Annotated in this window: 21 protein-coding genes; 15 read left to right on the top strand and 6 right to left on the bottom strand. The window is 60.6% G+C overall.

The genetic code is table 11. The features are described from left to right. The first annotated feature begins 188 nt into the window (after window positions 1-188). Genes maeB through ACSJLU_RS18005 form a run of 3 tightly spaced genes read left to right on the top strand, consistent with a single transcriptional unit; the run spans window position 189 to window position 3,140 of the window. Complete coding sequence (maeB, locus tag ACSJLU_RS18015) at window positions 189-2,468, top strand: NADP-dependent oxaloacetate-decarboxylating malate dehydrogenase (protein ID WP_016926766.1); 2,280 nt, start codon at window positions 189-191, stop codon at window positions 2,466-2,468. A 7-nt stretch (window positions 2,469-2,475) separates the two neighbouring features. Next, complete coding sequence (locus tag ACSJLU_RS18010; protein ID WP_226905689.1) at window positions 2,476-2,787, top strand: type II toxin-antitoxin system Phd/YefM family antitoxin; 312 nt, start codon at window positions 2,476-2,478, stop codon at window positions 2,785-2,787. Continuing rightward, entirely contained in the window at window positions 2,784-3,140 is a 357-nt protein-coding gene (locus ACSJLU_RS18005) for a type II toxin-antitoxin system death-on-curing family toxin (RefSeq protein ID WP_025303801.1), read from the top strand. Before ACSJLU_RS18010 ends, ACSJLU_RS18005 begins: the two co-directional genes overlap by 4 nt. 9 nt (window positions 3,141-3,149) lie before the next feature. On the opposite strand, the gene mmuM is transcribed toward ACSJLU_RS18005, so the two are convergent. Both mmuM and mmuP read right to left on the bottom strand, forming a co-directional pair. Beyond that, on the bottom strand, window positions 3,150-4,088 hold the full coding sequence (mmuM, locus tag ACSJLU_RS18000; protein WP_089181192.1) for a homocysteine S-methyltransferase: 939 nt from the start codon (window positions 4,086-4,088) through the stop codon (window positions 3,150-3,152). Beyond that, window positions 4,078-5,487: an S-methylmethionine permease gene (gene mmuP, locus ACSJLU_RS17995; RefSeq protein ID WP_123892304.1), complete on the bottom strand. Its 1,410-nt coding sequence runs from the start codon at window positions 5,485-5,487 to the stop codon at window positions 4,078-4,080. Before mmuP ends, mmuM begins: the two co-directional genes overlap by 11 nt. A 176-nt stretch (window positions 5,488-5,663) precedes the next feature. Between mmuP and ACSJLU_RS17990 the strand changes: the two genes are divergently transcribed. From ACSJLU_RS17990 to ACSJLU_RS17975, 4 genes are all read left to right on the top strand, one after another. Continuing rightward, the gene (locus ACSJLU_RS17990; protein WP_025303798.1) at window positions 5,664-6,503 is read left to right on the top strand and encodes a ChaN family lipoprotein; all 840 of its coding nucleotides are present in this window, start codon (window positions 5,664-5,666) and stop codon (window positions 6,501-6,503) included. A gap of 102 nt (window positions 6,504-6,605) precedes the next feature. Further along, window positions 6,606-7,403 carry an energy transducer TonB family protein gene (locus tag ACSJLU_RS17985; RefSeq protein ID WP_025303797.1) on the top strand — a complete coding sequence of 266 codons (798 nt, stop codon included), beginning with the start codon at window positions 6,606-6,608 and terminating at the stop codon, window positions 7,401-7,403. A gap of 54 nt (window positions 7,404-7,457) precedes the next feature. Next, window positions 7,458-9,584 carry a S9 family peptidase gene (locus tag ACSJLU_RS17980; RefSeq protein WP_380825986.1) on the top strand — a complete coding sequence of 709 codons (2,127 nt, stop codon included), beginning with the start codon at window positions 7,458-7,460 and terminating at the stop codon, window positions 9,582-9,584. 121 nt (window positions 9,585-9,705) lie between these two features. Then, on the top strand, window positions 9,706-11,967 hold the full coding sequence (locus ACSJLU_RS17975; protein WP_049209346.1) for a TonB-dependent receptor domain-containing protein: 2,262 nt from the start codon (window positions 9,706-9,708) through the stop codon (window positions 11,965-11,967). 22 nt (window positions 11,968-11,989) lie between these two features. Here the strand turns inward: ACSJLU_RS17975 and ACSJLU_RS17970 are convergent, their stop codons facing one another. The 3 genes from ACSJLU_RS17970 to amiA form a co-directional block, all read right to left on the bottom strand. Next, window positions 11,990-12,445, bottom strand: coding sequence for a YaiI/YqxD family protein (locus ACSJLU_RS17970; protein WP_025303794.1), 456 nt, complete (start codon window positions 12,443-12,445; stop codon window positions 11,990-11,992). Then, window positions 12,445-13,365 carry an oxygen-dependent coproporphyrinogen oxidase gene (gene hemF, locus ACSJLU_RS17965; RefSeq protein WP_025303793.1) on the bottom strand — a complete coding sequence of 307 codons (921 nt, stop codon included), beginning with the start codon at window positions 13,363-13,365 and terminating at the stop codon, window positions 12,445-12,447. Before hemF ends, ACSJLU_RS17970 begins: the two co-directional genes overlap by 1 nt. A gap of 65 nt (window positions 13,366-13,430) precedes the next feature. After that, window positions 13,431-14,312 (bottom strand): N-acetylmuramoyl-L-alanine amidase AmiA, encoded by an 882-nt coding sequence (gene amiA / locus ACSJLU_RS17960; protein WP_380825982.1) that lies wholly within the window; start codon window positions 14,310-14,312, stop codon window positions 13,431-13,433. A 204-nt stretch (window positions 14,313-14,516) separates the two neighbouring features. On the opposite strand from amiA, the gene ACSJLU_RS17955 reads away from it, so the two are divergent. Further along, window positions 14,517-14,942: a GNAT family acetyltransferase gene (locus ACSJLU_RS17955; RefSeq protein WP_004936504.1), complete on the top strand. Its 426-nt coding sequence runs from the start codon at window positions 14,517-14,519 to the stop codon at window positions 14,940-14,942. Window positions 14,943-14,984: 42 nt separating this feature from the next. Here ACSJLU_RS17955 and ACSJLU_RS17950 read toward each other — a convergent pair whose 3' ends face one another. Next, the gene (locus ACSJLU_RS17950) at window positions 14,985-15,383 is read right to left on the bottom strand and encodes a YgiW/YdeI family stress tolerance OB fold protein (RefSeq protein ID WP_025303791.1); all 399 of its coding nucleotides are present in this window, start codon (window positions 15,381-15,383) and stop codon (window positions 14,985-14,987) included. 175 nt (window positions 15,384-15,558) lie between these two features. On the opposite strand from ACSJLU_RS17950, the gene ACSJLU_RS17945 reads away from it, so the two are divergent. The 7 genes from ACSJLU_RS17945 to cysA all read left to right on the top strand — a co-directional run bounded on the left by ACSJLU_RS17945 (window position 15,559) and on the right by cysA (window position 21,866). After that, entirely contained in the window at window positions 15,559-16,023 is a 465-nt protein-coding gene (locus ACSJLU_RS17945; RefSeq protein ID WP_025303790.1) for a DUF2919 domain-containing protein, read from the top strand. 156 nt (window positions 16,024-16,179) lie between these two features. Continuing rightward, on the top strand, window positions 16,180-16,767 hold the full coding sequence (locus ACSJLU_RS17940) for an RpoE-regulated lipoprotein (RefSeq protein ID WP_049205388.1): 588 nt from the start codon (window positions 16,180-16,182) through the stop codon (window positions 16,765-16,767). Between the two features lie 182 nt (window positions 16,768-16,949). After that, the gene (locus ACSJLU_RS17935; protein WP_043140353.1) at window positions 16,950-17,849 is read left to right on the top strand and encodes a Dyp-type peroxidase; all 900 of its coding nucleotides are present in this window, start codon (window positions 16,950-16,952) and stop codon (window positions 17,847-17,849) included. 201 nt (window positions 17,850-18,050) lie between these two features. Continuing rightward, the gene (locus ACSJLU_RS17930) at window positions 18,051-19,073 is read left to right on the top strand and encodes a sulfate ABC transporter substrate-binding protein (RefSeq protein WP_049205389.1); all 1,023 of its coding nucleotides are present in this window, start codon (window positions 18,051-18,053) and stop codon (window positions 19,071-19,073) included. After that, window positions 19,074-19,913 carry a sulfate/thiosulfate ABC transporter permease CysT gene (gene cysT / locus ACSJLU_RS17925; RefSeq protein ID WP_380825977.1) on the top strand — a complete coding sequence of 280 codons (840 nt, stop codon included), beginning with the start codon at window positions 19,074-19,076 and terminating at the stop codon, window positions 19,911-19,913. It abuts the gene before it with no gap. Then, window positions 19,913-20,788, top strand: coding sequence for a sulfate/thiosulfate ABC transporter permease CysW (gene cysW / locus ACSJLU_RS17920; protein ID WP_380825975.1), 876 nt, complete (start codon window positions 19,913-19,915; stop codon window positions 20,786-20,788). The genes cysT and cysW overlap by 1 nt, the downstream gene beginning before the upstream one ends. Continuing rightward, window positions 20,778-21,866, top strand: coding sequence for a sulfate/thiosulfate ABC transporter ATP-binding protein CysA (cysA, locus tag ACSJLU_RS17915; RefSeq protein WP_025303786.1), 1,089 nt, complete (start codon window positions 20,778-20,780; stop codon window positions 21,864-21,866). Before cysW ends, cysA begins: the two co-directional genes overlap by 11 nt. Window positions 21,867-21,891: the final 25 nt, after the last annotated feature.

Raw genomic sequence — 21,891 nt, 5'->3', positions numbered from 1 at the left:
GACCTTCTTTTTTTTACTTTTAAAACGGAATTTCGACCAAGGTTATGGCGCGCTTCAAAGTTTGTGAGGTTTCTCTCACTATACTTCAAGGCTGTGCCCTGTCATTGTACTTGGGCGCCATGGCCCACGGCAGGGCGCAGCCTCAAAGCCTTACCTCAACATAAAAGCAAAAAACAAAGGAATCCATAATGGACGAACAGCTCAAACAGAGTGCCCTTGATTTCCATCAGTTTCCTGTCCCAGGGAAGATCCAGGTTTCCCCTACCAAACCGTTGGCGACCCAGCGCGATCTGGCGCTGGCCTATTCGCCGGGCGTCGCCGCGCCTTGCCTCGAGATCGCCGAAGATCCGCTGGCGGCCTACAAATACACCGCGCGCGGCAACCTGGTGGCGGTGATTTCCAACGGCACGGCGGTACTGGGTCTGGGCAATATCGGCGCGTTGGCCGGTAAGCCGGTGATGGAAGGCAAGGGCGTTTTGTTCAAGAAGTTTTCCGGTATCGACGTATTTGATATCGAAGTGGATGAGCATAACCCTGACAAATTAATCGACATTATTGCCGCGCTGGAACCGACCTTCGGCGGTATCAACCTGGAAGACATCAAGGCGCCGGAGTGTTTCTACATCGAACAGAAACTGCGTGAGCGCATGAAGATCCCGGTGTTCCACGACGACCAGCACGGCACGGCGATCATCACCACTGCGGCGGTGCTCAACGGCCTGCGCGTGGTGAAGAAGAACATCTCCGACGTACGGCTGGTGGTGTCCGGCGCCGGTGCGGCCTCTATCGCCTGTCTGAACCTGCTGGTGGCGCTGGGGCTGCGTCAACAGAACATCACCGTCTGCGATTCCAAAGGCGTCATCTATAAAGGCCGCGACGCCAACATGGAGCAGACCAAAGCCGCCTATGCCATCGAGGATAACGGTCAGCGCACGCTGGGCGACGCCATCCCGAACGCCGACATCTTCCTCGGCTGCTCCGGCCCGGGTGTCCTGACGCAGGATATGGTGAAAACCATGGCGCGCGATCCGCTGATCATGGCGCTGGCCAACCCGGAACCGGAAATTCTGCCGCCGCTGGCCAAAGCGGTGCGCCCGGACGCCATCATCTGTACCGGCCGTTCCGACTACCCGAACCAGGTGAACAACGTCCTGTGCTTCCCGTTCATTTTCCGCGGCGCGCTGGACGTGGGCGCCACCACTATCAACGAAGAGATGAAACTGGCCTGCGTGCATGCCATCGCCGATCTGGCGCTGGCGGAGCAGAGCGACGTGGTGGCTTCCGCCTATGATGACCAGGATCTCTCCTTCGGCCCGGAATACATCATTCCGAAACCGTTCGATCCGCGCCTGATCGTCAAGATCGCGCCGGCGGTGGCCAAGGCGGCGATGGATTCCGGCGTGGCGACGCGCCCGATCGAAGACTTCGACGCCTACGTCGAGAAGCTGGCGGAGTTCGTCTACAAAACCAACCTGTTCATGAAGCCGATCTTCTCGCAGGCGCGCAAAGAGGTGAAGCGGGTGGTGCTGGCGGAAGGCGAGGAAGAGCGCGTGCTGCACGCCACGCAAGAGCTGGTGTCGCAGGGGCTGGCTTTCCCGATCCTGGTCGGCCGCCCGAGCGTGATCGAGATGCGCCTGAAAAAGCTGGGTCTGCAGCTGACGCCGGGTAAAGATTTCGAAGTGGTGAACAACGAGTCGGACCCGCGCTTCAACGAATACTGGGGCGAGTACTACCAGATCATGAAACGCCGCGGCGTTTCGCAGGAACAGGCGCGCCGCGCGGTGATCGGCAACCCGACGCTGATCGCCGCCATCATGCTGCACCGCGGCGAAGCGGATGCGATGATCTGCGGCACCATCGGCAGCTACCACGAGCATTACGACGTGGTGAAGAACGTGTTCGGTTTCCGTGAAGGCGCGCACGTCGCCGGCGCGATGAACGCGCTGCTGCTGCCGAGCGGCAACACTTTCATCGCCGACACCTACGTCAACGACGATCCGACGCCGGAACAGCTGGCGGAGATCACCCTGATGGCGGCGGAAACCGTGCGCCGCTTCGGTATCGAACCTAAGGTGGCGCTGCTGTCTCACTCCAGCTTCGGTTCGTCTGATTGCCCGGCGGCGCGCAAGATGCGTAAAACGTTGGAGCTGGTGAATGAGCTGGCGCCGGAGCTGGAGATCGACGGCGAAATGCACGGCGACGCCGCGCTGGTGGAAAGCATCCGTCACGATTTGATGCCGGACAGCCCGCTGAAAGGCTCAGCCAACCTGCTGATCATGCCGAACATGGAAGCGGCGCGCATCAGCTACAACCTGCTGCGCGTCTCCTGCTCGGAAGGGGTGACCGTCGGGCCGGTGCTGATGGGGGTCGCCAAGCCGGTGCACATCCTGACGCCGATCGCCTCGGTGCGCCGCATCGTCAACATGGTGGCGCTGGCGGTAGTGGAAGCCCAGACCGAACCACTGTAAGCCCGGGTTGAGTGACTGGCCCCCTGCGCTGTTGGCGCCGGGGGCTTTTTTATTTCCAGTGGACGTGGTACAAATAATCGTCAAATATGTACATGTACAGGTAAAGAAAATGACTACGATTAGCTACACGGCGGCGAGAAACAATTTGGCCGAGGTGCTTTTGGAAGCGCAAAAACAGCCGGTGGAAGTGACGCGCCGCGGACACGATGAGGTTTACATCATCAGTAAGGCCGACTATGAGGTTTTGGTCAAAGCCAAAGTGAAAGCGCGCATTCAGGCTAAACACGCGGATACGATTAAGGCGCTGGCGAATAGATGATCTTTTTGACCGCAGAGGATATTGCGGAGTTCAATGCTGAAATTGTGCCTCACGGCCGCCAGGAAGGCAGCAAAGTTGAGGCTGTAGCCAACCGCGTGCTCAATGCTTACCACTACGAGAACGTCACAGACGTTTACCGCTTGGCCGCGCTCTATCTCATCGCCATCAGCCACGGTCACATTTTTCTTGATGGCAACAAACGTACGGCCTTCCAAAGCATGGCGCTATTTCTCGGTATTAATGGCATTGCACTGCGGGAAGACGCAGAACTGGTCGAAATTACGGTTGAAGCAGCTCAAGGCCGCCTCAACGTTGAACAAGCCGCTGAACACTTACGCCGGCTAACCGAATAACCCCCCTGCTCATTTCTTACAGCGCGCGGCGATGGCGCGAATATCCTGCGGCGTAGTGCGACAACAGCCGCCGATCAATTGTGCGCCGAGCGCGCGCCACTCTGTCGCCTGATCGACCAGGCTGCCGTGCTCGCCGCCGCACGCGTGCCAGGTTTTGCTGATCGCATCGTAGTGCTCGCCGGAGTTCGGATAAACCAGCAGCGGTTTGTCGGCCAGCGCGCCCAGTTGGCGCAGCGCTGGGGCGACCTTGTCCAGCGCGATGCAGTTGATGCCGATCGCCAGCACCTGCGGATTGCCGCGCAGCGCGGACAGGACTTCCGTCAGCGGCGTGCCGTCGCTGAGATGTTGGCTGTCGCGCAGGGTGAAGGCGAACCAGGCGCCGAGCGTCGGGAACTCCTGCAGCAGCGTCAGCAGCGCCTGCAGTTCGGTGAACGACGGCAGCGTTTCGCAGGCCAGCAGATCGACGCCGGCGGCGGCCAGGGCTGCGAGGCGCGGGCGGTGGAAGGCAATCATGTCATCCTGTGCCAGCCGGTAGTCGCCGCGGTATTCCGAACCGTCGGCCAGATAGGCGCCGTACGGGCCCACCGAACCGGCGATCAACAGCGGCGCCGCCTGCGGGTGTGCGGCCAGATAATCGTGGCGCGCGCGTTGCGCCAGCTGCACGCTTTTGGCGATCAACGCCAGCGATTGATCCTGATCCAGGCCGCGGCGCAAGAAGCCCTGCGGCGTGGCCTGATAACTGGCGGTGATGGCGCACTGGGCGCCGGCGTTGAAATAATCGAGGTGTATCTGATAGATAAGCTCGGGATTTTCAATCAGCACCTTGGCCGACCACAGCGGATCGGTCAGATCGCAGCCACGCGCTTCCAGCTCGGTGGCCAGCGCGCCGTCCAGGATCAGCGTGGGGTGTTCGGCCAGCAGGCGGGCGACAGGGTTGTTAACCGACATGTTGTTCTCCCAAAGCGTTTTTTTGCCCGGCGCGCCGGGTCAGGAAATAGGTGAGGTAGCACAGGGCGACGAACGGCAGCCCGCAGTAGAGCGCGATGCGCTGCTCCGGATCGAACGCCAGCCCGATGCAGGCCAGCAGGCACAGCGCAAAGCCGAGGATCGGCGTCAGCGGGTAGCCGGGCGCGCGGTATTTCAAGCCGCTTATCGGCTGGCCGCTGCGCAGGTAGGCGCGGCGGAAAGCAAAGTGGGCCGCGCAGATGCTCAGCCACACCGCCACCACCGCAAAACCGGAGATCGCCGACAGGGCGACAAACACCGTGTCCGGCGCGATCACGCTGGTCAGCAGCGCCAGCACGCCGCCGAGCATGCTGAAGGTCAGGGCGTTGATCGGAATGCCGCGCGCATTGACGCGCGCAAAGTAGGCCGGCAGGGTGCGCTGGTGGGCCAGCGACCACAGCATGCGCCCCGAGGCGTACAGGCCGGAGTTGGCCGCCGACAGGATGGCGGTCAGGATCACGAAGTTGAAGATATCGGCCGCGTAAGGCACGCCGATGCGTTCAAACACCAACACGAACGGGCTTTTGACGATCCCCGCCTGATCCATCGGGATCAACGCCGCCAGCACGAAGACCGTGCCGATAAAGAACAGCATCAGGCGGATCACCGTGGTACGGATCGCCAGCGGTACGACTTTTTCCGGGTTCTCGGTTTCACCGGCGGCAATGCCGATCAGCTCCGTGCCGGAGAAAGCGAAGTTCACCGCCACCATGGTCATCAGGATCGGCAGCGTGCCGTGCGGCAGCCAGCCGGAAGCGGTCAGGTTATGCAGGAACGGCGCCGGCGTGCCGTCTTTCATCGGCAGAAGACCGAACATGGCGGCACCGCCCAGTATGATGAACGCCAGAATGGTCACCACTTTGATCAGCGAAAACCAGAATTCGCTTTCGGCGAAAAAGCGGGTGGTCACCACGTTAAGCAGGAAAATGGCCGCGCAGAAGATCAGGCACCACAGCCACACCGGCGACTGCGGGAACCAGTACTGCATGCAGAATCCGGCGGCGGTGAGGCTGGAGCCGAGCGCCACCGTCCAGGTGAGCCAATACAGCCAGGCGACGGCATAGCCGGTGGCCGGCCCCAGATAGCGCGAAGCATAGACGTGAAAGGCGCCGGTTTCCGGCATCGCCACCGACAGTTCGCCCAGGCACAGCATCACCAGATACACCACCAATGCGCCGATCAGGTAGGCCAGCAGCGTGCCGAGCGCGCCGGTGGTGGAGATGATGTAGCCGGTGTTGAAAAACAGCCCAGTGCCGATCACGCCGCCCAGCGACAGCATCACCAGGTGCCGGGCCTTCATGCTGCGTTTGAACTGTCCTGCGGCGGGTGCCGATGGTTGCATAATAATCTATCCGTATAGACGTCTAAATATCTGAATGGCTATTGGTTATACCCGCAATGCTTTTTCAACGCAATGCGCAGCCGGCGATCGCCGCGTAAAAAATCGTTAAGCCAAATCTATATGCAAATGATAATTATTATCTATAATGTCGCCATTTTCGATAATGGGGCAACATGATGAGATATCTGATTTTATTGGCGGCGTTGGCGCTTGGCGCCTGCAGCCAAACGCCGGTTAAGACGCCGGCCAGCGACGTCGTGAGTCTGGGTAGCATCACCGATCTGCACAGCGGCGCGACCCTGACGCCGGAGCAGCTGTTGACGCGATTGGCGCAGCAGCCGCGGGTGATCCTGGGGGAGAAGCATGACAATCCTTACCACCATCAGATTGAGCAATGGCTGGTGCAGCAGCTGCCGCAACGGCGGCCGCAGGGCAGCGTGCTGATGGAGATGATCAACCCGAACCAGCAGGCGCAGGTCGACAAGGTCAAACAGTGGCTGCAGAGCGATCCCACGGTGCGTGACGGCCGCGTAGCGGAACTGATCGCCTGGCAGCCGGGCTGGAAGTGGGAGCTGTATGGCGGGGTGACGATGGCGGCGATGCGTGCGCCTTACCCGCTGTGGTCGGCCAACCTGGATCGCAGCGAGATTACGGCGTTCTATCAGCAGCCGCAGTTCCCGGCGGGGCAGCTATCGGCGCAGCCGGCGGTGCGCAAGGCGCTGGAAGAGACCATCCGCACTTCGCACGGCGGCAAGATTGAGGCCGACCAGCTGCACGCGATGCTGGCGATCCAGCAGCAGCGCGATCGGCGCATGGCGGAACGTCTGCTGGCGGCACCGACGCCCGCGTTGTTGATCGCCGGTGGCTATCACGCCGCCAAATCGGTGGGCGTGCCGCTGCACGTGCGGGATCTGCAACCGGCGGCGGTGCCGACGGTGCTGATGCTGGCGGAACCGGGCGTACAGGTCGATGCGAACACCGCAGACTACCTGTGGATCACACCATCAGTGAAATGAATACGTTAAGAGAGTGAAAAGGGGTGTTAATTATAGTTGCAAATGATTATCATTAGTAAATGTGATCTGCAATCATTCGCAATTAAGCAAGCTAATGCCCCTATGTTAAGTCAGTCTTACTCCCTCCCGGCCTTTGAACTGCCGCAGCCGCGCTGGGCGCGCGGCCTGCTGCTCGCCCTGGCGGCGCACGCGGCGTTGGTGCTGCTGTTTTACTGGCCGCAGACGGCGCTGGAGCCGGTGGTGTTGCCGCCGCCGGCGGTGATGATGAGCTGGGCGGCGCAGATTGAAGCGCCGGAAAGCAAGCCGCTGCCGCTGGGCGTGCAGCAGGCGGAATCCGCCGCGGCGCAGCCCGCGGAGCAGCAGCAACAGCCGGATCTGCCCAAGCTGGCGCGCGCCGATAAAGCAAAAATCGTGACGGCGCAGAAGAAGCGCGCTGAACACCGTCCCCCGCAAAAAGCGCAGCCGAAGCCGCAAGAACAGGCCAAAGAGACGCGCAATGCCGCCGCGTCCAGCGCCGCCGCGCCGCAGGCGCAGACGATCTCCCACCAGACCGCCGCCCCGATCAACAGCGACGCCAACAGCAATGCGCAGGCCAAACTGTCGTGGGAGAGCCTGGTGAAAGGCAAACTGAACCGCATCAAGGATTACCCTTTGGATGCCCGCAGCCGGCGGCGCAGCGGCATGCCGCAGGTCAGTTTCAGCGTTGACGCGCAGGGACGGGTCTCGAACGTCATGCTGCAGGTGCGTTCCGGCACCGCGTCGCTGGATCGGGAAGCGGTGGCGGTGGTGTCGCGCGCCCAGCCGTTGCCGCCGCCGCCGCCGGAGATGCTGCAACAGGGGGCCGTCAAGGTGACGATGCCGATCGATTTCAATCTGGCGGAGCTGAATGCCCGCCGTTAATGCCCGCAGGCGCCGCATCGCCGTCGTGCGCCTCTTCAAACTTCGTGAGGGATTATGAATCCGCTGTTATTCACCCCGCGCCGTCGCATCGCGGCCGCGCTCTGGCTTTCTTTAGGCCTCGCCGGCGGTGCGTTAGCGCAACCGCAGCCGCCGTTGGCGGAACGCGCGCCGAAAGCGCTGACGGCCCACGGCGAGACGCGCACCGACGATTACTACTGGCTGCGCGACGACAGCCGAAAAGAACCGAAGGTGCTGGACTACCTGAAGGCGGAGAACCGTTATACCGAGCAGATGATGGCGCCGTACCAGAAGCTGCGCGCCACGCTGTATCAGGAGATGCTGGGCCGCATGAGCCCTGACGATCGTTCGGTGCCGTATCAGCTCAACGGCTATCGCTACCAGGAAAGCTACGCCGCCGGTAAAGATTTCGCACTGTATCAGCGCCAGGCGCTCACCGCCGACGCGCCGTGGCAAACCTTGCTGGACGCCAATCAGCGCGCGGCCGGCCACGCCTATTACCGCCTGGGGGCGATGGACGTCAGCCTGGACAACCGCCGCCTGGCGGTAGCCGAAGATCTGCAGGGCCGTCGCCAATACCGCATCTCCCTGCGCGAGATAGACAGTGAGCGTTGGTCGCCGGAAACGCTGGAAAACACCTCCGGCAATATGGTGTGGGCCAACGACAACCAAACCCTGTTCTACGTGCGCAACCACCCGCAAACGCTGTTGCCGTACCAGGTCTACCGGCATCGGTACGGGACGCCGACGGCGGAAGATAAGCTGGTGTACCAGGAGAACGATCCGGCGTTCTACCTCAGCCTCGGCCGCTCGTCCTCGCGCGATTACCTGATTCTGACCATCAGCGGCAACACCACCTCCGAAGTGCGCCTGATCGACGCCAACCAGCCGCAGCGCGAGCCGCAGCTGTTCGCTGCCCGGCAGAACGGCCGCGAGTATTACCTCGATCACTACCGCGGCGAGTTCTACCTGCGTTCCAACCATCAGGACCCGAACTTCGGCCTGTACCGCACGGCGGCGGCGGGCAAACCGTGGCAGACGCTGATCGCACCGCAGGCGCAGCACGAGGTGGAAAGCTTCAGCCTGTTCCGCGACTGGCTGGTGGTGCAGGAGCGCGCCAACGGGCTGGTGCAGCTGCGGCAAATCAGCTGGGACGGCAAAACCGAGCGCGCCATCCCGTTCGACGACGCCAGCTACATGGCCTGGCTGGGCTATAACCCGGAGCCGGACAGCGATCGCTTGCGCTACGGCTATTCGGCGATGACCACGCCGACCCGCACCTATGAGTGGGATCTGAATAAGGGCGAGCGCACCCTGCTGAAGCAGCAGGAGGTGAAAGGCGTCGATCCCAGCCTGTATCACAGCGAGCGTATCTGGGTCACGGCGCGCGATGGCGTGAAGGTGCCTGTCTCGCTGGTGTACCGCACATCGCTGTTCAAAAACGGGCATAACCCGCTGCTGGTGTACGGCTATGGCGCTTACGGCATGAGCATGGATCCGGCGTTCAGCGCCAACCGCATCAGCCTGCTGGATCGCGGCTTCGTCTATGCGCTGATCCACGTGCGCGGCGGCGGCGAGCTGGGGCAGAGCTGGTACAAACAGGGTAAGCTGACGCAGAAACCGAACAGTTTCAACGACTTCATCGACGCCACCCAGGCGCTGATCAAAGACGGCTACGGCCAACCGGGGCGCATCTACGCCATGGGCGGCAGCGCCGGCGGCTTGCTGATGGGGGCGGTGATCAATCAGGCGCCGCAGCTGTACAACGCGGTGGTGGCGCAGGTGCCGTTCGTCGACGTGGTGACCACCATGCTGGACGACAGCATTCCGCTGACCACCGGCGAATACGAGGAGTGGGGCAACCCGCACCAGCCGGCCGCCTATGCGCTGATGAAATCCTACAGCCCGTACGACAACGTGCGCCGGCAGCATTACCCGAACCTGCTGGTCACCAGCGGTTTATACGATTCGCAGGTGCAGTATTGGGAACCGGCCAAATGGGTGGCGAAGCTGCGGCGTTTCAAACAGGGCGATTCGCTGCTGCTGCTTTCCACCGACATGACCGCCGGCCACGGCGGCAAATCGGGCCGCCTGGCGCGGCTGGAAAACGGCGCGCTGGAGTACGCCTTTATTTTGGCGGCGGACCGGCAGGCGCAGAAATAACCTTCAGCGCCGCAGCACGCTGCGGCGCAATAAAACAATAACAACCTTTTACCGCGCTTTCGGCGGGCTTTTTGCTGGGCATTGTCGGCCATCAAACCTTATTGGCTATTTCTGGGGATATATGAAAATCAAAATGATAGCGAGCCTGATCGGCGCGGGACTGGCGCTGTACGGGCAGGCTGCGGCCGCGCAGGAACAGGTGGAAAATAATAAAGGCAGCGTGGCGTTCAGCCCGCTCAACGTCTCGGCCGCCGACAGCGGCAAAAGCAGCGAAAAAGAGGCGTTGGCCCGGCCGGGCGCGTTCAGCTCGCGCGACGAAAACAAGAATCTGGAGTCGGTGGACAGCATTCTGCGCAGCATGCCGGGCACCTATACCCAGATCGATCCCAGTCAGGGGGCCGTCAGCGTCAATATTCGCGGCCTGAGCGGTTTCGGCCGGGTCAATACCATGGTCGACGGCATTACCCAGAACTATTACGGTACTTCCACGTCTGGTGTGATGTCACATGGTTCGACCAATAACCAGGCGGGGGTCTTGATAGATCCCAATTTTATCGTCGGAGTGGACGTGGCGCGCGGTGAGAACAGTGGCGGCAGCGGCGTAAATGCGTTGGCAGGCAGTGCTAACTTCCGCACAATCGGTGTCGATGATGTGATCTTTTCTGGCAATCCTTTCGGGGTGAGAACCAAATTCTCGGTCGGCAGCAACGGCATTGGCCGCAGCGGCATGATCGCCGTCGCCGGTAAGGGGCAGGCGTTTACCGATACCGGCAGCATTGGCGCGATGGCCGCGGTCAGTGGGAGCTCCATTTACTCGAACTTCAACAATGGCGACGGTATCAGCAGCGAAGATTTTGGGTACGATGAATTTATGAAGCAAAATCCCAAGTCACAGCTGTTCAAACTGGATATCAAACCGAACGAGTTCAATAGCATTGAGTTTTCCGCCAGAAACTACCAAAACCGCTTTTCTCGGCGCGATATCGATAGCCATGACCTCTACCTCAAATATCACTATGCGCCGTTTTCGGAGCTGGTGGATTTAAACCTCACCGTCAGCACCAGTAAAGGCAATCAAAAATACGACGGCGGTTCGCTGTTCACCTTCTTTAACACCAACGCGGAAAACCGCTCCGATGCGCTGGATATCAATAACACCAGCCGATTCAGCCTGCTGGATACCGATGTAGCCTTCAGCTATGGCGGCAAACTGATGCGCAACCAATACCGCAAGCATGTAGAATCGGCTATAGAGAATTCGCAGACGGCGCAGGAAGCAATAGAAAATAATACCTTTGCGCCATCCGGCGAGCAGCGAATCGGCAGTTTATATACCGGCCTGCAGCTTAACCGGGATATCTATCAGCTCGATCTCAACCTGAACTACACCAGCAACAAGCTGACCGGTTACAAGCCTGAATGCGATTATCGCGTGGAGTGCTTCCCGCAAGGGGCCGCTAGCATCAATTTGAAAGAGCAAGGGTTCAATCCTTCGGTAATGCTATCGGCACAGGTGACGCCGTGGTTGCAGCCATTCGTCAGCTACAGCAAGTCGATGCGTGCGCCGAACATTCAAGAAGTGTTCTATTCCAACTCGGGTGGCGCATCGATGAACCCGTTCCTCAAAGGTGAACGAGCGGAAACCTGGCAGGCCGGCTTCAACGCCAACGGACACGATCTGCTGGTGAAGGAAGACTCTTTACGCCTCAAGGTCGTGGGCTATACCAGTAAAGTGCGCAATTACATCTTCAGTGAATCTTACATGGTGTGCCGCAATGGACGGAAATGCAGCTATCGCGAAAATCTGGAAAACGATTGGGCCGATGCGAGCGAAGATTACTCGGACAATATGTATATCTACGTCAACTCTCTGACGCCGGTGCGTATGCATGGTGTTGAGGTTGAAGCCAACTATGATGCCGGCCGAGCCTTCGCGCGCGTCTCTTTCAGCAAACAGCACACCGAGCAGCCGACCTCCATCGCTAGCACCTATTTCGGCGCCGGGGATATCAATGAACTGCCGGACATGTACTTTACGTTGGATACCGGGGTGCGTTTTCTTGATGAATCGCTAACCGTCGGCAGCATCGTGAAATATACGGGCAAGACGCGTCGCCTGTCGCCGGATTATGAGCAGAGTGAATCGACCGGTGAAATCCTCAAGCAGGAAATGCCGAATATTCCTACCGTTATCGACCTGTACAGCACTTATCAGATCAACCGCAACGTCATGCTGAAATTCAGCGTGCAAAACGTGATGAACAAGAGCTATTCCGAGGCGTTGAACAAACTGAATATGTTGCCGATCCAAGGGGATGACGCGACGGCCGCCAACACTGCCCGTGGACGCACCTATATCTTCGGCGGGGAGGTGCGCTTCTAAACTGCAGCAGAACAGGGCGCAGTCACTGCGCCCGTTTCGCCTGCAGCAGCCATTTGTCCAGCTCGTTGGCGAACTGCTGGCGGTCGCGCTGGTTCAGGGCGTTCGGGCCGCCGGTCTGAATGCCGCTGGCGCGCAGGGTATCCATAAAATCGCGCATGTTGAGGCGCTCGCGAATGGTGTCCGGCGTATAGCGTTCGCCGCGCGGGTTCAGCGCCACCGCGCCTTTCTCTATCACCTCCGCCGCCAGCGGAATGTCGGCGGTGATCACCAGATCGCCCGCTTCGCAGCGGCGCACGATCTCGTTGTCGGCCACGTCGAAGCCGGCCGCCACCTGCAGCGAACGGATGTACTTCGACGGCGGCGTGCGCAGCGGTTGGTTCGCCACCAGCGTCACGGTGATGGCGGTACGATCGGCGGCGCGGAACAGTACCTCTTTGATTACGTTCGGACAGGCGTCTGCATCGACCCAAACCTGCATCATTTCGCCTCCTGCAGCCAGTCGCGCACCGGCAGGAAATCGCGCTCCAGCGCCGCTTCCGGGCTGTCGCCTTCCGGCTGGTAGTTATACTCCCAACGCACCAGCGGCGGCATCGACATCAGAATGGACTCAGTGCGCCCGCCGGTTTGCAGCCCGAACAGCGTGCCGCGATCCCACACCAGGTTGAACTCCACGTAGCGGCCGCGGCGGTACAGCTGGAACTGGCGCTCGCGCTCGCCCCAGGTCAAGGCCTTACGTTTTTCGACGATCGGCAGGTAGGCGTCGAGGAAGCCCTGGCCCACCGCGCGGGTGAAGGCGAAACAGTGGTCGAAGTCCGGGGTGTTCAGATCGTCGTAGAACAGGCCGCCGATGCCGCGTGCTTCGTTGCGGTGCTTGATGAAGAAGTAATCGTCGCACCACTGTTTATATTTCGGGTAGACCTCGTCGCCGAACGGCGCGCACAGATCGGCCGCGGTGCGGTGCCAGTGCACGGCATCCTCTTCGAAGCCGTAGAACGGCGTCAGATCAAAGCCGCCGCCGAACCACCACACCGGCGCTTCGCCCGGTTTTTCGGCGATGAAGAAACGCACGTTGGCGTGGCTGGTGGGCACGTAAGGGCTGAGCGGATGGATAACCAATGAGACGCCCATCGCCTGGAAGCTGCGCCCGGCCAGTTCCGGACGGTGCGCGGTCGCCGAGGCCGGCAGGGTGGCGCCGGAGACGTGCGAGAAGTTAACCCCCGCCTGTTCGAACACCGCGCCGTTGGTCAGCACGCGGCTGCGGCCACCGCCGCCTTCTTCACGCGTCCATTGGTCTTCGGTGAACACGGCGCCGCCGTCGGCCTGAGCGAGCTGCGCACAGATATGATCCTGCAGCGCCAGCAGGAAGGATTTTACTTCAGCGATGTTAGGTAAACTCATGCGGGGTCTTTATAGCGTCTGGCTGAACAAGGCGCTGAGTATACTCTTATTCGCCGCCCGCGGCATCAGCGGGGTTTGCGCTGGTGGGCGTCGAAGTAGTCGAAGAAGTTGACGATGCCGTCCGCGATGGCGCGGGCGATTTTCTCGCGAAACGCGGTGGTGCCCAGCAGCCGCTCTTCGTTCGGGTTGGTGATGAACGAGGTTTCCACCAGCACCGAGGGAATGGACGGGGATTTCAACACCGCGAACGCCGCCTGTTCGGTGCTGTCGCTGTGCAGATGGTGCACCGGGCGAATTTGGCCGAGCACGTGGCGGCCGAGCGTCAGGCTGTTGTTGATGGTGTCGGTTTGCACCAGATCGAACAGCACCTGCTGCAGGTAGTTGTCCTGATCCTTGTATTTGCCGCCCGCCACGTCGTCGGCGGCGTTTTCACGGTTGGACAGGTAGCGCGCCATGGCGCTGCTGGCGCCGCGGTTGGAGAGGGCGAACACCGAAGCGCCGGAGGCCGACGGGCTGGTAAAACCGTCGGCGTGAATCGAAATGAACAGATCGGCCTGGTGCTGGTGGGCGATCTCCACCCGCTGGAACAGCGGAATGAACTCGTCTTCTTCGCGCGTCAGGCGCGCCTCGACGTGATCGTGCTCATGCAGGAAACGGCGCACGTGGTTGGCGATTTCCAGCACGATGTGTTTTTCCTGCGAACCTTCGTGGCCGACCGCGCCGGAGTCAATGCCGCCGTGGCCGGGATCGATCATCACCCGCTTTTTGCCGCCGGCCGGTTTCGCCGCCGGTTTGCTGTGCTGATTACGCAGCAGGCCTTCCGCCCTGGCGCTTGGGTTTTTCACGCCGAACAGCGCCACCGCCAGGCCGGAAAGCAAAAGTTGGCGTCGCGTCGGGGAAACGGCAAGCGGTTTAAAATTGAGGAATTGTTTACCCTGCTTTTTCATTACGCAACGCTCCATCGACGTTTCTATTTTGCGACGTTATATCGTATTGATAATCATTAATCGACCCGATAACTATTTCCATTTATTACGCCTGTTACCGGCGATTTCCGGGTAAATAGCGCGGTAAATCGCAGTTTGATATTGCGTAAGTGAATAATCACGCGATAATCAGATAAACACCTTAATTAACAGCGGCCAACATCGATGGAAATTCGCGTATTTCGACAAGACGACTTTGAAGAAGTCATTACCCTGTGGGAGCGCTGCGATCTGCTGCGGCCCTGGAACGATCCGGAAATGGACATCGAGCGCAAGCTGAACCACGACCCGGAGCTGTTCCTGGTGGCGGAAGTCGGCGGCGAAGTGGTCGGTTCGGTGATGGGCGGCTATGACGGCCACCGAGGGTCGGCGTATTACCTCGGGGTGCATCCCGACTATCGCGGGCGCGGCATCGCCAATGCGTTGATCAACCGTCTGGAGAAGAAGTTGATCGCCCGCGGCTGCCCGAAGATCCAGATTATGGTGCGCGAAGACAACGACACGGTGGTCGAGATGTACGAGAAGCTCGGCTACGAGATCCAGGGCATCACCAGCCTGGGCAAGCGGCTGATCGAAGATCAGGAATATTGATCGCGCGTCGGGCGGCGGTGTTGCACCGCCCGACGCAGTGCATTACGGCAGCTTTTTGACGGTTTTCACGTCCACTTCGAGGCTGTTCCAGTCTTTATCCACTTTGCCTTCCAGCTGTACCTTGTCTTTCGGCGTAACGGTTTGGCCGTTCCAGCGTTTGCGATCGATATCGACCGTCAGGGTGCCGGTGGCGTCGCGGAAAGTATAGGTTTCGTCGCCGATGCGCTGCTCGATGTTGCCCTGCAGCATCACCCAGGTGTCGTCGCTCAGCGATTTCACCTTGTCCACGGTGGTCAGCGCTGCGCTGGGGCCGGCGAAACCACCTTGTGCGGTGGTTTGCGTTTGGGCCTGCGGCGCGGCCGGATCGAGGAACCCGCCTTGTTGCGCCAGTACCGGTGCGCTGCACAGCGCGATCAGAGCGGCCAGAGTCAGTTTTTTCATGTTGCGCTTCCTTATTGTTATCGAAAATCACATCCCGCTGATATCGGGTTGCTTGCTTAGTGATAAGCATTAAAACACGCCGATCTTAAGAGCTTCTTAAGCCGACATATTGAAATTCCCATCGCCGGCGCCCATCTGTAGCCATAGTCTTTATTCTGTTGGCAAGGAACGATCGTTGAAGCCATTCTCACCCCGGTTTTCCCCGGACGATTACGACCAGCACGGCGCGCTGCGACTGCCGCTGGGATTTTGGGCCGTGCTGATTCTGCAGGCGCGCACCTGGCTGCTGTTCGTGATGGCCGGCGTTTCGCGTGAACAGGGCGAAAGCTTGCTGGCGCTGTTTTATCCGGATACCCAACGCTTTTGGTATGGCATGTTGCTCGGCTTGCCGGCAGCGCTGGCGTTTTTGCTGAGCGGCCGTCGCCATCAATGGCCGCGGCTGTGGCGCGGCTGGCGCTGGGGGCTGGTTATCTCCGTGCTGGCGTCGCTCTGCGGCGCGTTGTTCAGCCTGTGGCGCCAGGACGGCGATGCGCCGGGGCTGGAACTGACGCTGGCGCTGCTCGATGCGCTCGCGCTGAGCTATCTGCTGTTGAATGCGCGTCTGAAAGCCTGTTTCGCGCCGGCGGAGCACGCCGACTAATTGCCGAGAAGTGCGGCACTTTTCGCATTTTCCGCACTCCAAGCTGGCAACCGTTGGCGTAGTGCGGGCCGTTGTGAGAGGCTGGCACGCAGCAAAACGCCGAGTGCGGCAGGGGCGGGTTACCGCCCCGTGCCATTGATGTTTAAGGAGCTAGAGATGAATATTCGCCCCCTGCTGTTAGGGCTTCCGCTGTTATTGACCGGCTGTTCGAGCATGTCCAATTTCTCCTGGTCCAGCCTGTCGCCGTTCAACTGGTTCGGCAGCAGCCTGGAGGTCGGCGCCAAGGGCGTCGGCAAGCTCAACGCCGGCACGCCGATGTCGGAAAGCGCCATCAACGACGGGCTGGACGGCAACTACCGTCTGCGCGGCGGCATGGCGACCAACAACGGCCAGATCGTCTCTTACTACCAGGCGCTGTCCGGCGACGAGGTGAAGCTGGTGATCACCGGCGAACCGAAGGGGCGCCTGCAGCGGGTGGACGTGCTGGATCCGAAAGTGGCGACGGAGTGGGGCAACAAGCTCGGCACACCGTTCGGCGATATGTACAGCAAGGCGTTCGGCTCCTGTAAACCGGGCAGCGGCGAAGACGCCGGTAAAGTGGAGTGCGTGGCGGAGCAGAGCAAGTACGTCACCTACATCTTCAGCGGCAACTGGGCCGGGGCGCAGGATATCATTCCGCCGGACGACACCCTGAAAAGTTGGACGGTCAGCAAAATCATCTGGCACGCCAAGCCGCAGCAGTAATGCGTTCAACGGGCGCCGGTTCACGGCGCCTGCCTTTTCAAGCCATTACCCCTATTTTCTTTGCGCTGCTGCAAGGCAATCGCCCGTGCTTGCGGTATGATAGCGCGCGTTTGTAACAGGGAACCCGCGCGTCAACCGCCATACCTTACCTGTTGCCGGATTCTGGTATCGAGGATAACAACATGACACAGGTTCAGAGCGGCATTTTGCTGGAGCACTGCCGTTTCGCCATTTTTATGGAAGCCAGCGTACAGGGCGAATTCGCCGACTTGCGCCAGGGCTGCAAGCAGTTTTGTCAGACGCTGAGCGAGCTGCAGCAGCAGTTCCCCGATGCGCGCCTTGGCGCGGTGATCGCTTTCGGCTACGACGTTTGGCACGATCTCTCCAGCGGCCAGGGGGCGAAAGAGCTGAAGCCGTTCACGCCGCTCGGCAAAGGGCTGGCGCCGGCCACCCAACGCGATATGCTGATCCACATCCAGTCGCTGCGTCACGACGTCAACTTCACGCTGGCGCAGGCCGCGCTGGCAGCGTTCGGCAACGTCATCAAAATTGAAGAAGAAACCCACGGTTTCCGTTGGGTGGAAGAGCGCGATCTGAGCGGCTTCATCGACGGCACCGAAAACCCGCAGGGCGATCAGCGCCCGGCAGTGGCGACGATCGCCGAAGGCGAAGAGGACGCAGGCGGCAGCTACGTGCTGGTGCAACGTTACGAGCACAACCTGCGCCAGTGGCAGCGCTTTACCACCGAGCAGCAGGAGCAGATCATCGGCCGCACCAAGCACGACAGCGAAGAACTGCCTGCGGATCAGCGCCCGGATACCTCCCATGTCAGCCGCGTCGATCTGAAAGAGAATGGCAACGGCCTGAAAATTCTGCGCCAGAGCTTGCCTTACGGCACCGCCAGCGGCAAGCACGGCCTGTTCTTCATTGCCTATTGCGCGCGCCTGCACAATATCGAGCAGCAGCTGCTAAGCATGTTCGGCGATCTGGACGGCAAACGCGACGCGATGCTGCGTTTCAGCCGTGCGGTCACCGGCAGCTACTACTTTGCGCCATCGCTAACGCGCCTGCTGTCACTTTGACGCCGTTGCCGAAGCCGGTGCGCCCGGCTTCGGCCCGTTTTTCCGTCCCGAAAACGCCTCGCATTCCCTGCCTTATAGCGTTTGATGCTTGTAAATCACCAAACGGTATATAAAAGCGTTACAGCTCCGCACCGAGTTATAAATACACTGGTCGTCAATAAGGCGAAAGCCTGAAGGAATGACTCAGTGATAAGGTGCAGAATGAAACAAAACCGGGTTAAAAATCTCGTGCTGAAAGGTTGGCTGGCGGCTGCGCTGTTGGCGAGCGGTGCTGCGTCGGCGGCGGAATTGCTGAACAGCTCTTATGACGTTTCCCGTGAATTGTTCGTCGCGCTGAATCCCGGCTTTGAACAGCAGTGGAATCAACAGCATCCGAACGACAAGCTGACCATCAAACAATCGCACGCCGGCTCGTCGAAGCAGGCGCTGGCGATCCTGCAGGGCCTGCGTGCTGACGTGGTGACTTACAACCAGGTCACCGACGTACAGATCCTGCACGATCGCGGGCAGCTGATCCCGGCGGACTGGCAGTCGCGCCTGCCGAACAACAGCTCGCCGTTCTATTCCACCATGGCGTTTCTGGTGCGCAAGGACAACCCGAAGGGCATCCACACCTGGAACGATCTGGTGCGTGACGACGTGAAACTGGTGTTCCCGAACCCGAAAACCTCCGGCAACGGCCGTTACACCTATCTGGCCGCCTGGGGCGCCGCCAGCCAGGCCGACGGCAATGATGCGGCCAAGACTCGCGCCTTCATGACCCGTTTCCTGAAGAACGTGCTGGTGTTCGATACCGGCGGCCGCGGCGCGACCACCACCTTCGTCGAGCGCGGTTTGGGCGACGTGCTGATCAGCTTCGAGTCCGAAGTGAACAACATCCGCAAGCAATACGGTGAAGACAAGTACGAAGTGATCGTGCCGCCGGTCGATATTCTGGCGGAGTTCCCGGTGGCCTGGGTCGACAAAAACGTCGAGCGCAACGGCACCGAACAGGCGGCCAAAGCCTATCTGAACTATCTCTACAGCCCGGCGGCGCAGCAGGTGATCACCAGCTTCTACTACCGCGTGTATGACCAGAAAGCGATGGCGGCGGCCAAGGGGCAATTCCCGGACACCCAACTGTTCCGGGTGGAAGATCAATTTGGCGGCTGGCCGCAGGTGATGAAAACCCATTTCGCCACCGGCGGCGAGCTGGATCAGCTGTTAGCGGCAGGGCGCAAGTAAATGTTGGCGTTGTCGTCCAGTAAGCGGGTGCTGCCCGGATTTGGCCTCAGCCTCGGCAGCAGCCTGTTTTATACCTGTTTGATCCTGCTGCTGCCGCTCAGTGCGTTGGTGATGCAGCTGGCGCAGATGAGCCTGGCGCAATATTGGGAAGTGATAGCCAACCCGCAGGTGGTGGCGGCGTATAAAGTGACGCTGCTGGCGGCCGGCGTTGCCAGCCTGTTCAATGCGGTGTTCGGCATGCTGATGGCCTGGATCCTGACGCGCTACCGTTTTCCCGGCCGTTCGCTGCTGGATGGCCTGATCGATCTGCCGTTCGCGCTGCCGACGGCGGTGGCCGGCCTGACGCTGGCGGGGCTGTTTTCTACCACCGGCTGGTACGGTCAGTGGCTGGCGCACTTCGACATCAAGGTTACCTTTACCTGGCTCGGGATCGCGGTAGCGATGGCGTTCACCAGCCTGCCGTTTGTGGTGCGCACCGTGCAGCCGGTGCTGGAAGAGCTGGGGCCGGAATACGAAGAGGCGGCCGAGACGCTGGGCGCCACGCGCTGGCAGAGTTTTCGCCGCGTGGTGCTGCCCGAGGTGGCGCCGGCACTGCTGGCCGGCACCGCCATCTCCTTTACCCGTAGCCTGGGCGAGTTCGGCGCGGTGATTTTCATCGCCGGCAACATCGCCTGGAAGACGGAAGTGACCTCGCTGATGATTTTTGTGCGTTTGCAGGAGTTCGATTACCCGGCGGCCAGCGCCATCGCCTCGGTGATCCTGGCGGCGTCGCTGCTGCTGCTGTTCAGCATTAACGTATTGCAAAGCCGCTTCGGCAGACGTTTGGTAGGAGGGCACTGATGGCTGATGTTTCCGCCTTCAACGGCGCCGAGCGCCCACGCGTTAACTGGGGCAAGTGGACGCTGATCGCCATCGGAACGCTGTTCTCGGTGCTGCTGCTGGTGGTGCCGATGATGTCGATTTTCGCCGAGGCCTTTTCCAAAGGATTCGGCTCGATGTGGAGCAACTTGCTCGATCCGGACATGCTGCACGCCATTTGGCTGACGGTCTTGATCGCGCTGATTACCGTGCCGTTTAACCTGGTGTTCGGCACGTTGCTGGCGTGGCTGGTGACGCGTTTCACCTTCCCCGGCCGCCAGCTGCTGCTGACGCTGATCGATATCCCGTTCGCCGTTTCACCGGTGGTGGCGGGGCTGATTTACCTGCTGTTTTACGGCAGCAACGGCCTGCTGGGCGGCTGGCTGGATGCGCATAACATCCAGATCATGTTCTCCTGGCCGGGCATGGTGTTGGTGACTATTTTCGTCACCTGTCCCTTCGTGGTGCGCGAGCTGGTGCCGATGATGCTCAGCCAGGGCAGCCAGGAAGACGAGGCCGCCATTCTGCTGGGGGCGTCCGGCTGGCAGATGTTCTGCCGCGTGACGCTGCCCAATATTCGCTGGGCGCTGCTGTATGGCGTGGTGCTGACCAACGCACGCGCCATCGGCGAGTTCGGCGCGGTGTCGGTGGTGTCCGGTTCGATTCGCGGAGAAACCTACAGTCTGCCGCTGCAGGTCGAGCTGTTGCAGCAGGATTACAACACCGTCGGTTCCTTTACCGCTGCCGCGCTGTTGACCCTGATGGCGATCGTTACCCTATTTTTGAAGAGTGCGCTGCAGTGGCGTCTGGAACGTCAAAACGCGCGTCTCGAGCGGGAGGAAAATCATGAGCATTGAGATTAACGGCATCAACAAGTACTTCGGTCGCACCAAGGTATTGAACGATATCTCGCTCGATATTGCTTCCGGCGAGATGGTGGCGCTGCTCGGGCCGTCCGGTTCCGGCAAGACCACGCTGCTGCGCATCATCGCCGGGCTGGAAAGCCAGAGCGGCGGCAAGCTGGGCTTCCACGGCACCGACGTCAGCCACATGCATGCACGCGACAGGCGCGTGGGTTTCGTGTTTCAGCACTATGCGCTGTTCCGCCACATGACGGTGTTCGACAACATCGCCTTCGGCCTGACCGTGCTGCCACGCCGCGAGCGGCCGAACGCCGCGGCGATCAAACAGAAAGTCACTCAGTTGCTGGACATGGTGCAGCTTGGCCATTTGGCCAATCGCTACCCGTCGCAGCTGTCCGGCGGCCAGAAACAGCGCGTGGCGCTGGCGCGCGCCCTGGCGGTGGAACCGCAAATTCTGCTGCTGGACGAGCCGTTTGGCGCGCTGGATGCGCAGGTGCGTAAAGAGCTGCGTCGCTGGCTGCGCCAACTGCACGAAGAGCTGAAGTTCACCAGCGTATTCGTCACCCACGATCAGGAAGAAGCGATGGAAGTGGCCGACCGCATCGTGGTGATGAGCCAGGGTAATATCGAACAGGTTGGCTCGCCGGAGGAGATTATGCGCGAGCCGGCCAGCCGCTTCGTGCTGGAATTCATGGGGGAAGTGAACCGCCTGAACGGCGAAATTCGCGGCTCCCAGCTGTTCGTCGGTGCGCATCAGTGGCCGCTGTCGTTCCAGCCGATGCACCAGGGCAGCGTCGATCTGTTCCTGCGCCCGTGGGAAATGGAAGTGGCGACCGAAAGCAGCGAACGTTGCCCGCTGCCGGTTCAGGTGCTGGAAGTCAGCCCGCGCGGCCATTTCTGGCAGCTGACGGTGCAGCCGATCGGCTGGCATCAGGAACCGATAAGCATAGTGCTGCCGGAAGGCAACGCCACGCCGGTGCGCGGCGGCCGTTATTACGTCGGCAGCCTCAATGCGCGGCTGTATGCCGGCGATCAACTGCTGCAACCTGTTGCGTTAGCCAAAAGCGCCTGATAGGTTTTAACAGCCCTTTTTTTCA

The sequence above is a fragment of the Serratia bockelmannii genome, assembly GCF_051803255.1.
In the GTDB taxonomy this organism is placed as follows: Bacteria; Pseudomonadota; Gammaproteobacteria; order Enterobacterales; family Enterobacteriaceae; genus Serratia; species Serratia bockelmannii.
Note: the sequence above shows the minus strand (reverse complement) of the source record. Positions and strands in the feature narration are given on the sequence as shown.

What these genes read in the sequence shown, in the direction of transcription:
- maeB (WP_016926766.1), top strand. Translation starts at nt 189, where the DNA reads ATGGACGAACAGCTCAAACAGAGTGCCCTTGATTTCCATCAGTTTCCT.
- ACSJLU_RS18005 (WP_025303801.1), top strand. Translation starts at nt 2,784, where the DNA reads ATGATCTTTTTGACCGCAGAGGATATTGCGGAGTTCAATGCTGAAATT.
- mmuM (WP_089181192.1), bottom strand. Translation starts at nt 4,088, where the DNA reads ATGTCGGTTAACAACCCTGTCGCCCGCCTGCTGGCCGAACACCCCACG.
- mmuP (WP_123892304.1), bottom strand. Translation starts at nt 5,487, where the DNA reads ATGCAACCATCGGCACCCGCCGCAGGACAGTTCAAACGCAGCATGAAG.
- ACSJLU_RS17990 (WP_025303798.1), top strand. Translation starts at nt 5,664, where the DNA reads ATGAGATATCTGATTTTATTGGCGGCGTTGGCGCTTGGCGCCTGCAGC.
- ACSJLU_RS17985 (WP_025303797.1), top strand. Translation starts at nt 6,606, where the DNA reads ATGTTAAGTCAGTCTTACTCCCTCCCGGCCTTTGAACTGCCGCAGCCG.
- ACSJLU_RS17980 (WP_380825986.1), top strand. Translation starts at nt 7,458, where the DNA reads ATGAATCCGCTGTTATTCACCCCGCGCCGTCGCATCGCGGCCGCGCTC.
- ACSJLU_RS17975 (WP_049209346.1), top strand. Translation starts at nt 9,706, where the DNA reads ATGAAAATCAAAATGATAGCGAGCCTGATCGGCGCGGGACTGGCGCTG.
- ACSJLU_RS17970 (WP_025303794.1), bottom strand. Translation starts at nt 12,445, where the DNA reads ATGCAGGTTTGGGTCGATGCAGACGCCTGTCCGAACGTAATCAAAGAG.
- hemF (WP_025303793.1), bottom strand. Translation starts at nt 13,365, where the DNA reads ATGAGTTTACCTAACATCGCTGAAGTAAAATCCTTCCTGCTGGCGCTG.
- amiA (WP_380825982.1), bottom strand. Translation starts at nt 14,312, where the DNA reads ATGAAAAAGCAGGGTAAACAATTCCTCAATTTTAAACCGCTTGCCGTT.
- ACSJLU_RS17955 (WP_004936504.1), top strand. Translation starts at nt 14,517, where the DNA reads ATGGAAATTCGCGTATTTCGACAAGACGACTTTGAAGAAGTCATTACC.
- ACSJLU_RS17950 (WP_025303791.1), bottom strand. Translation starts at nt 15,383, where the DNA reads ATGAAAAAACTGACTCTGGCCGCTCTGATCGCGCTGTGCAGCGCACCG.
- ACSJLU_RS17940 (WP_049205388.1), top strand. Translation starts at nt 16,180, where the DNA reads ATGAATATTCGCCCCCTGCTGTTAGGGCTTCCGCTGTTATTGACCGGC.
- ACSJLU_RS17935 (WP_043140353.1), top strand. Translation starts at nt 16,950, where the DNA reads ATGACACAGGTTCAGAGCGGCATTTTGCTGGAGCACTGCCGTTTCGCC.
- ACSJLU_RS17930 (WP_049205389.1), top strand. Translation starts at nt 18,051, where the DNA reads ATGAAACAAAACCGGGTTAAAAATCTCGTGCTGAAAGGTTGGCTGGCG.
- cysT (WP_380825977.1), top strand. Translation starts at nt 19,074, where the DNA reads ATGTTGGCGTTGTCGTCCAGTAAGCGGGTGCTGCCCGGATTTGGCCTC.
- cysW (WP_380825975.1), top strand. Translation starts at nt 19,913, where the DNA reads ATGGCTGATGTTTCCGCCTTCAACGGCGCCGAGCGCCCACGCGTTAAC.
- cysA (WP_025303786.1), top strand. Translation starts at nt 20,778, where the DNA reads ATGAGCATTGAGATTAACGGCATCAACAAGTACTTCGGTCGCACCAAG.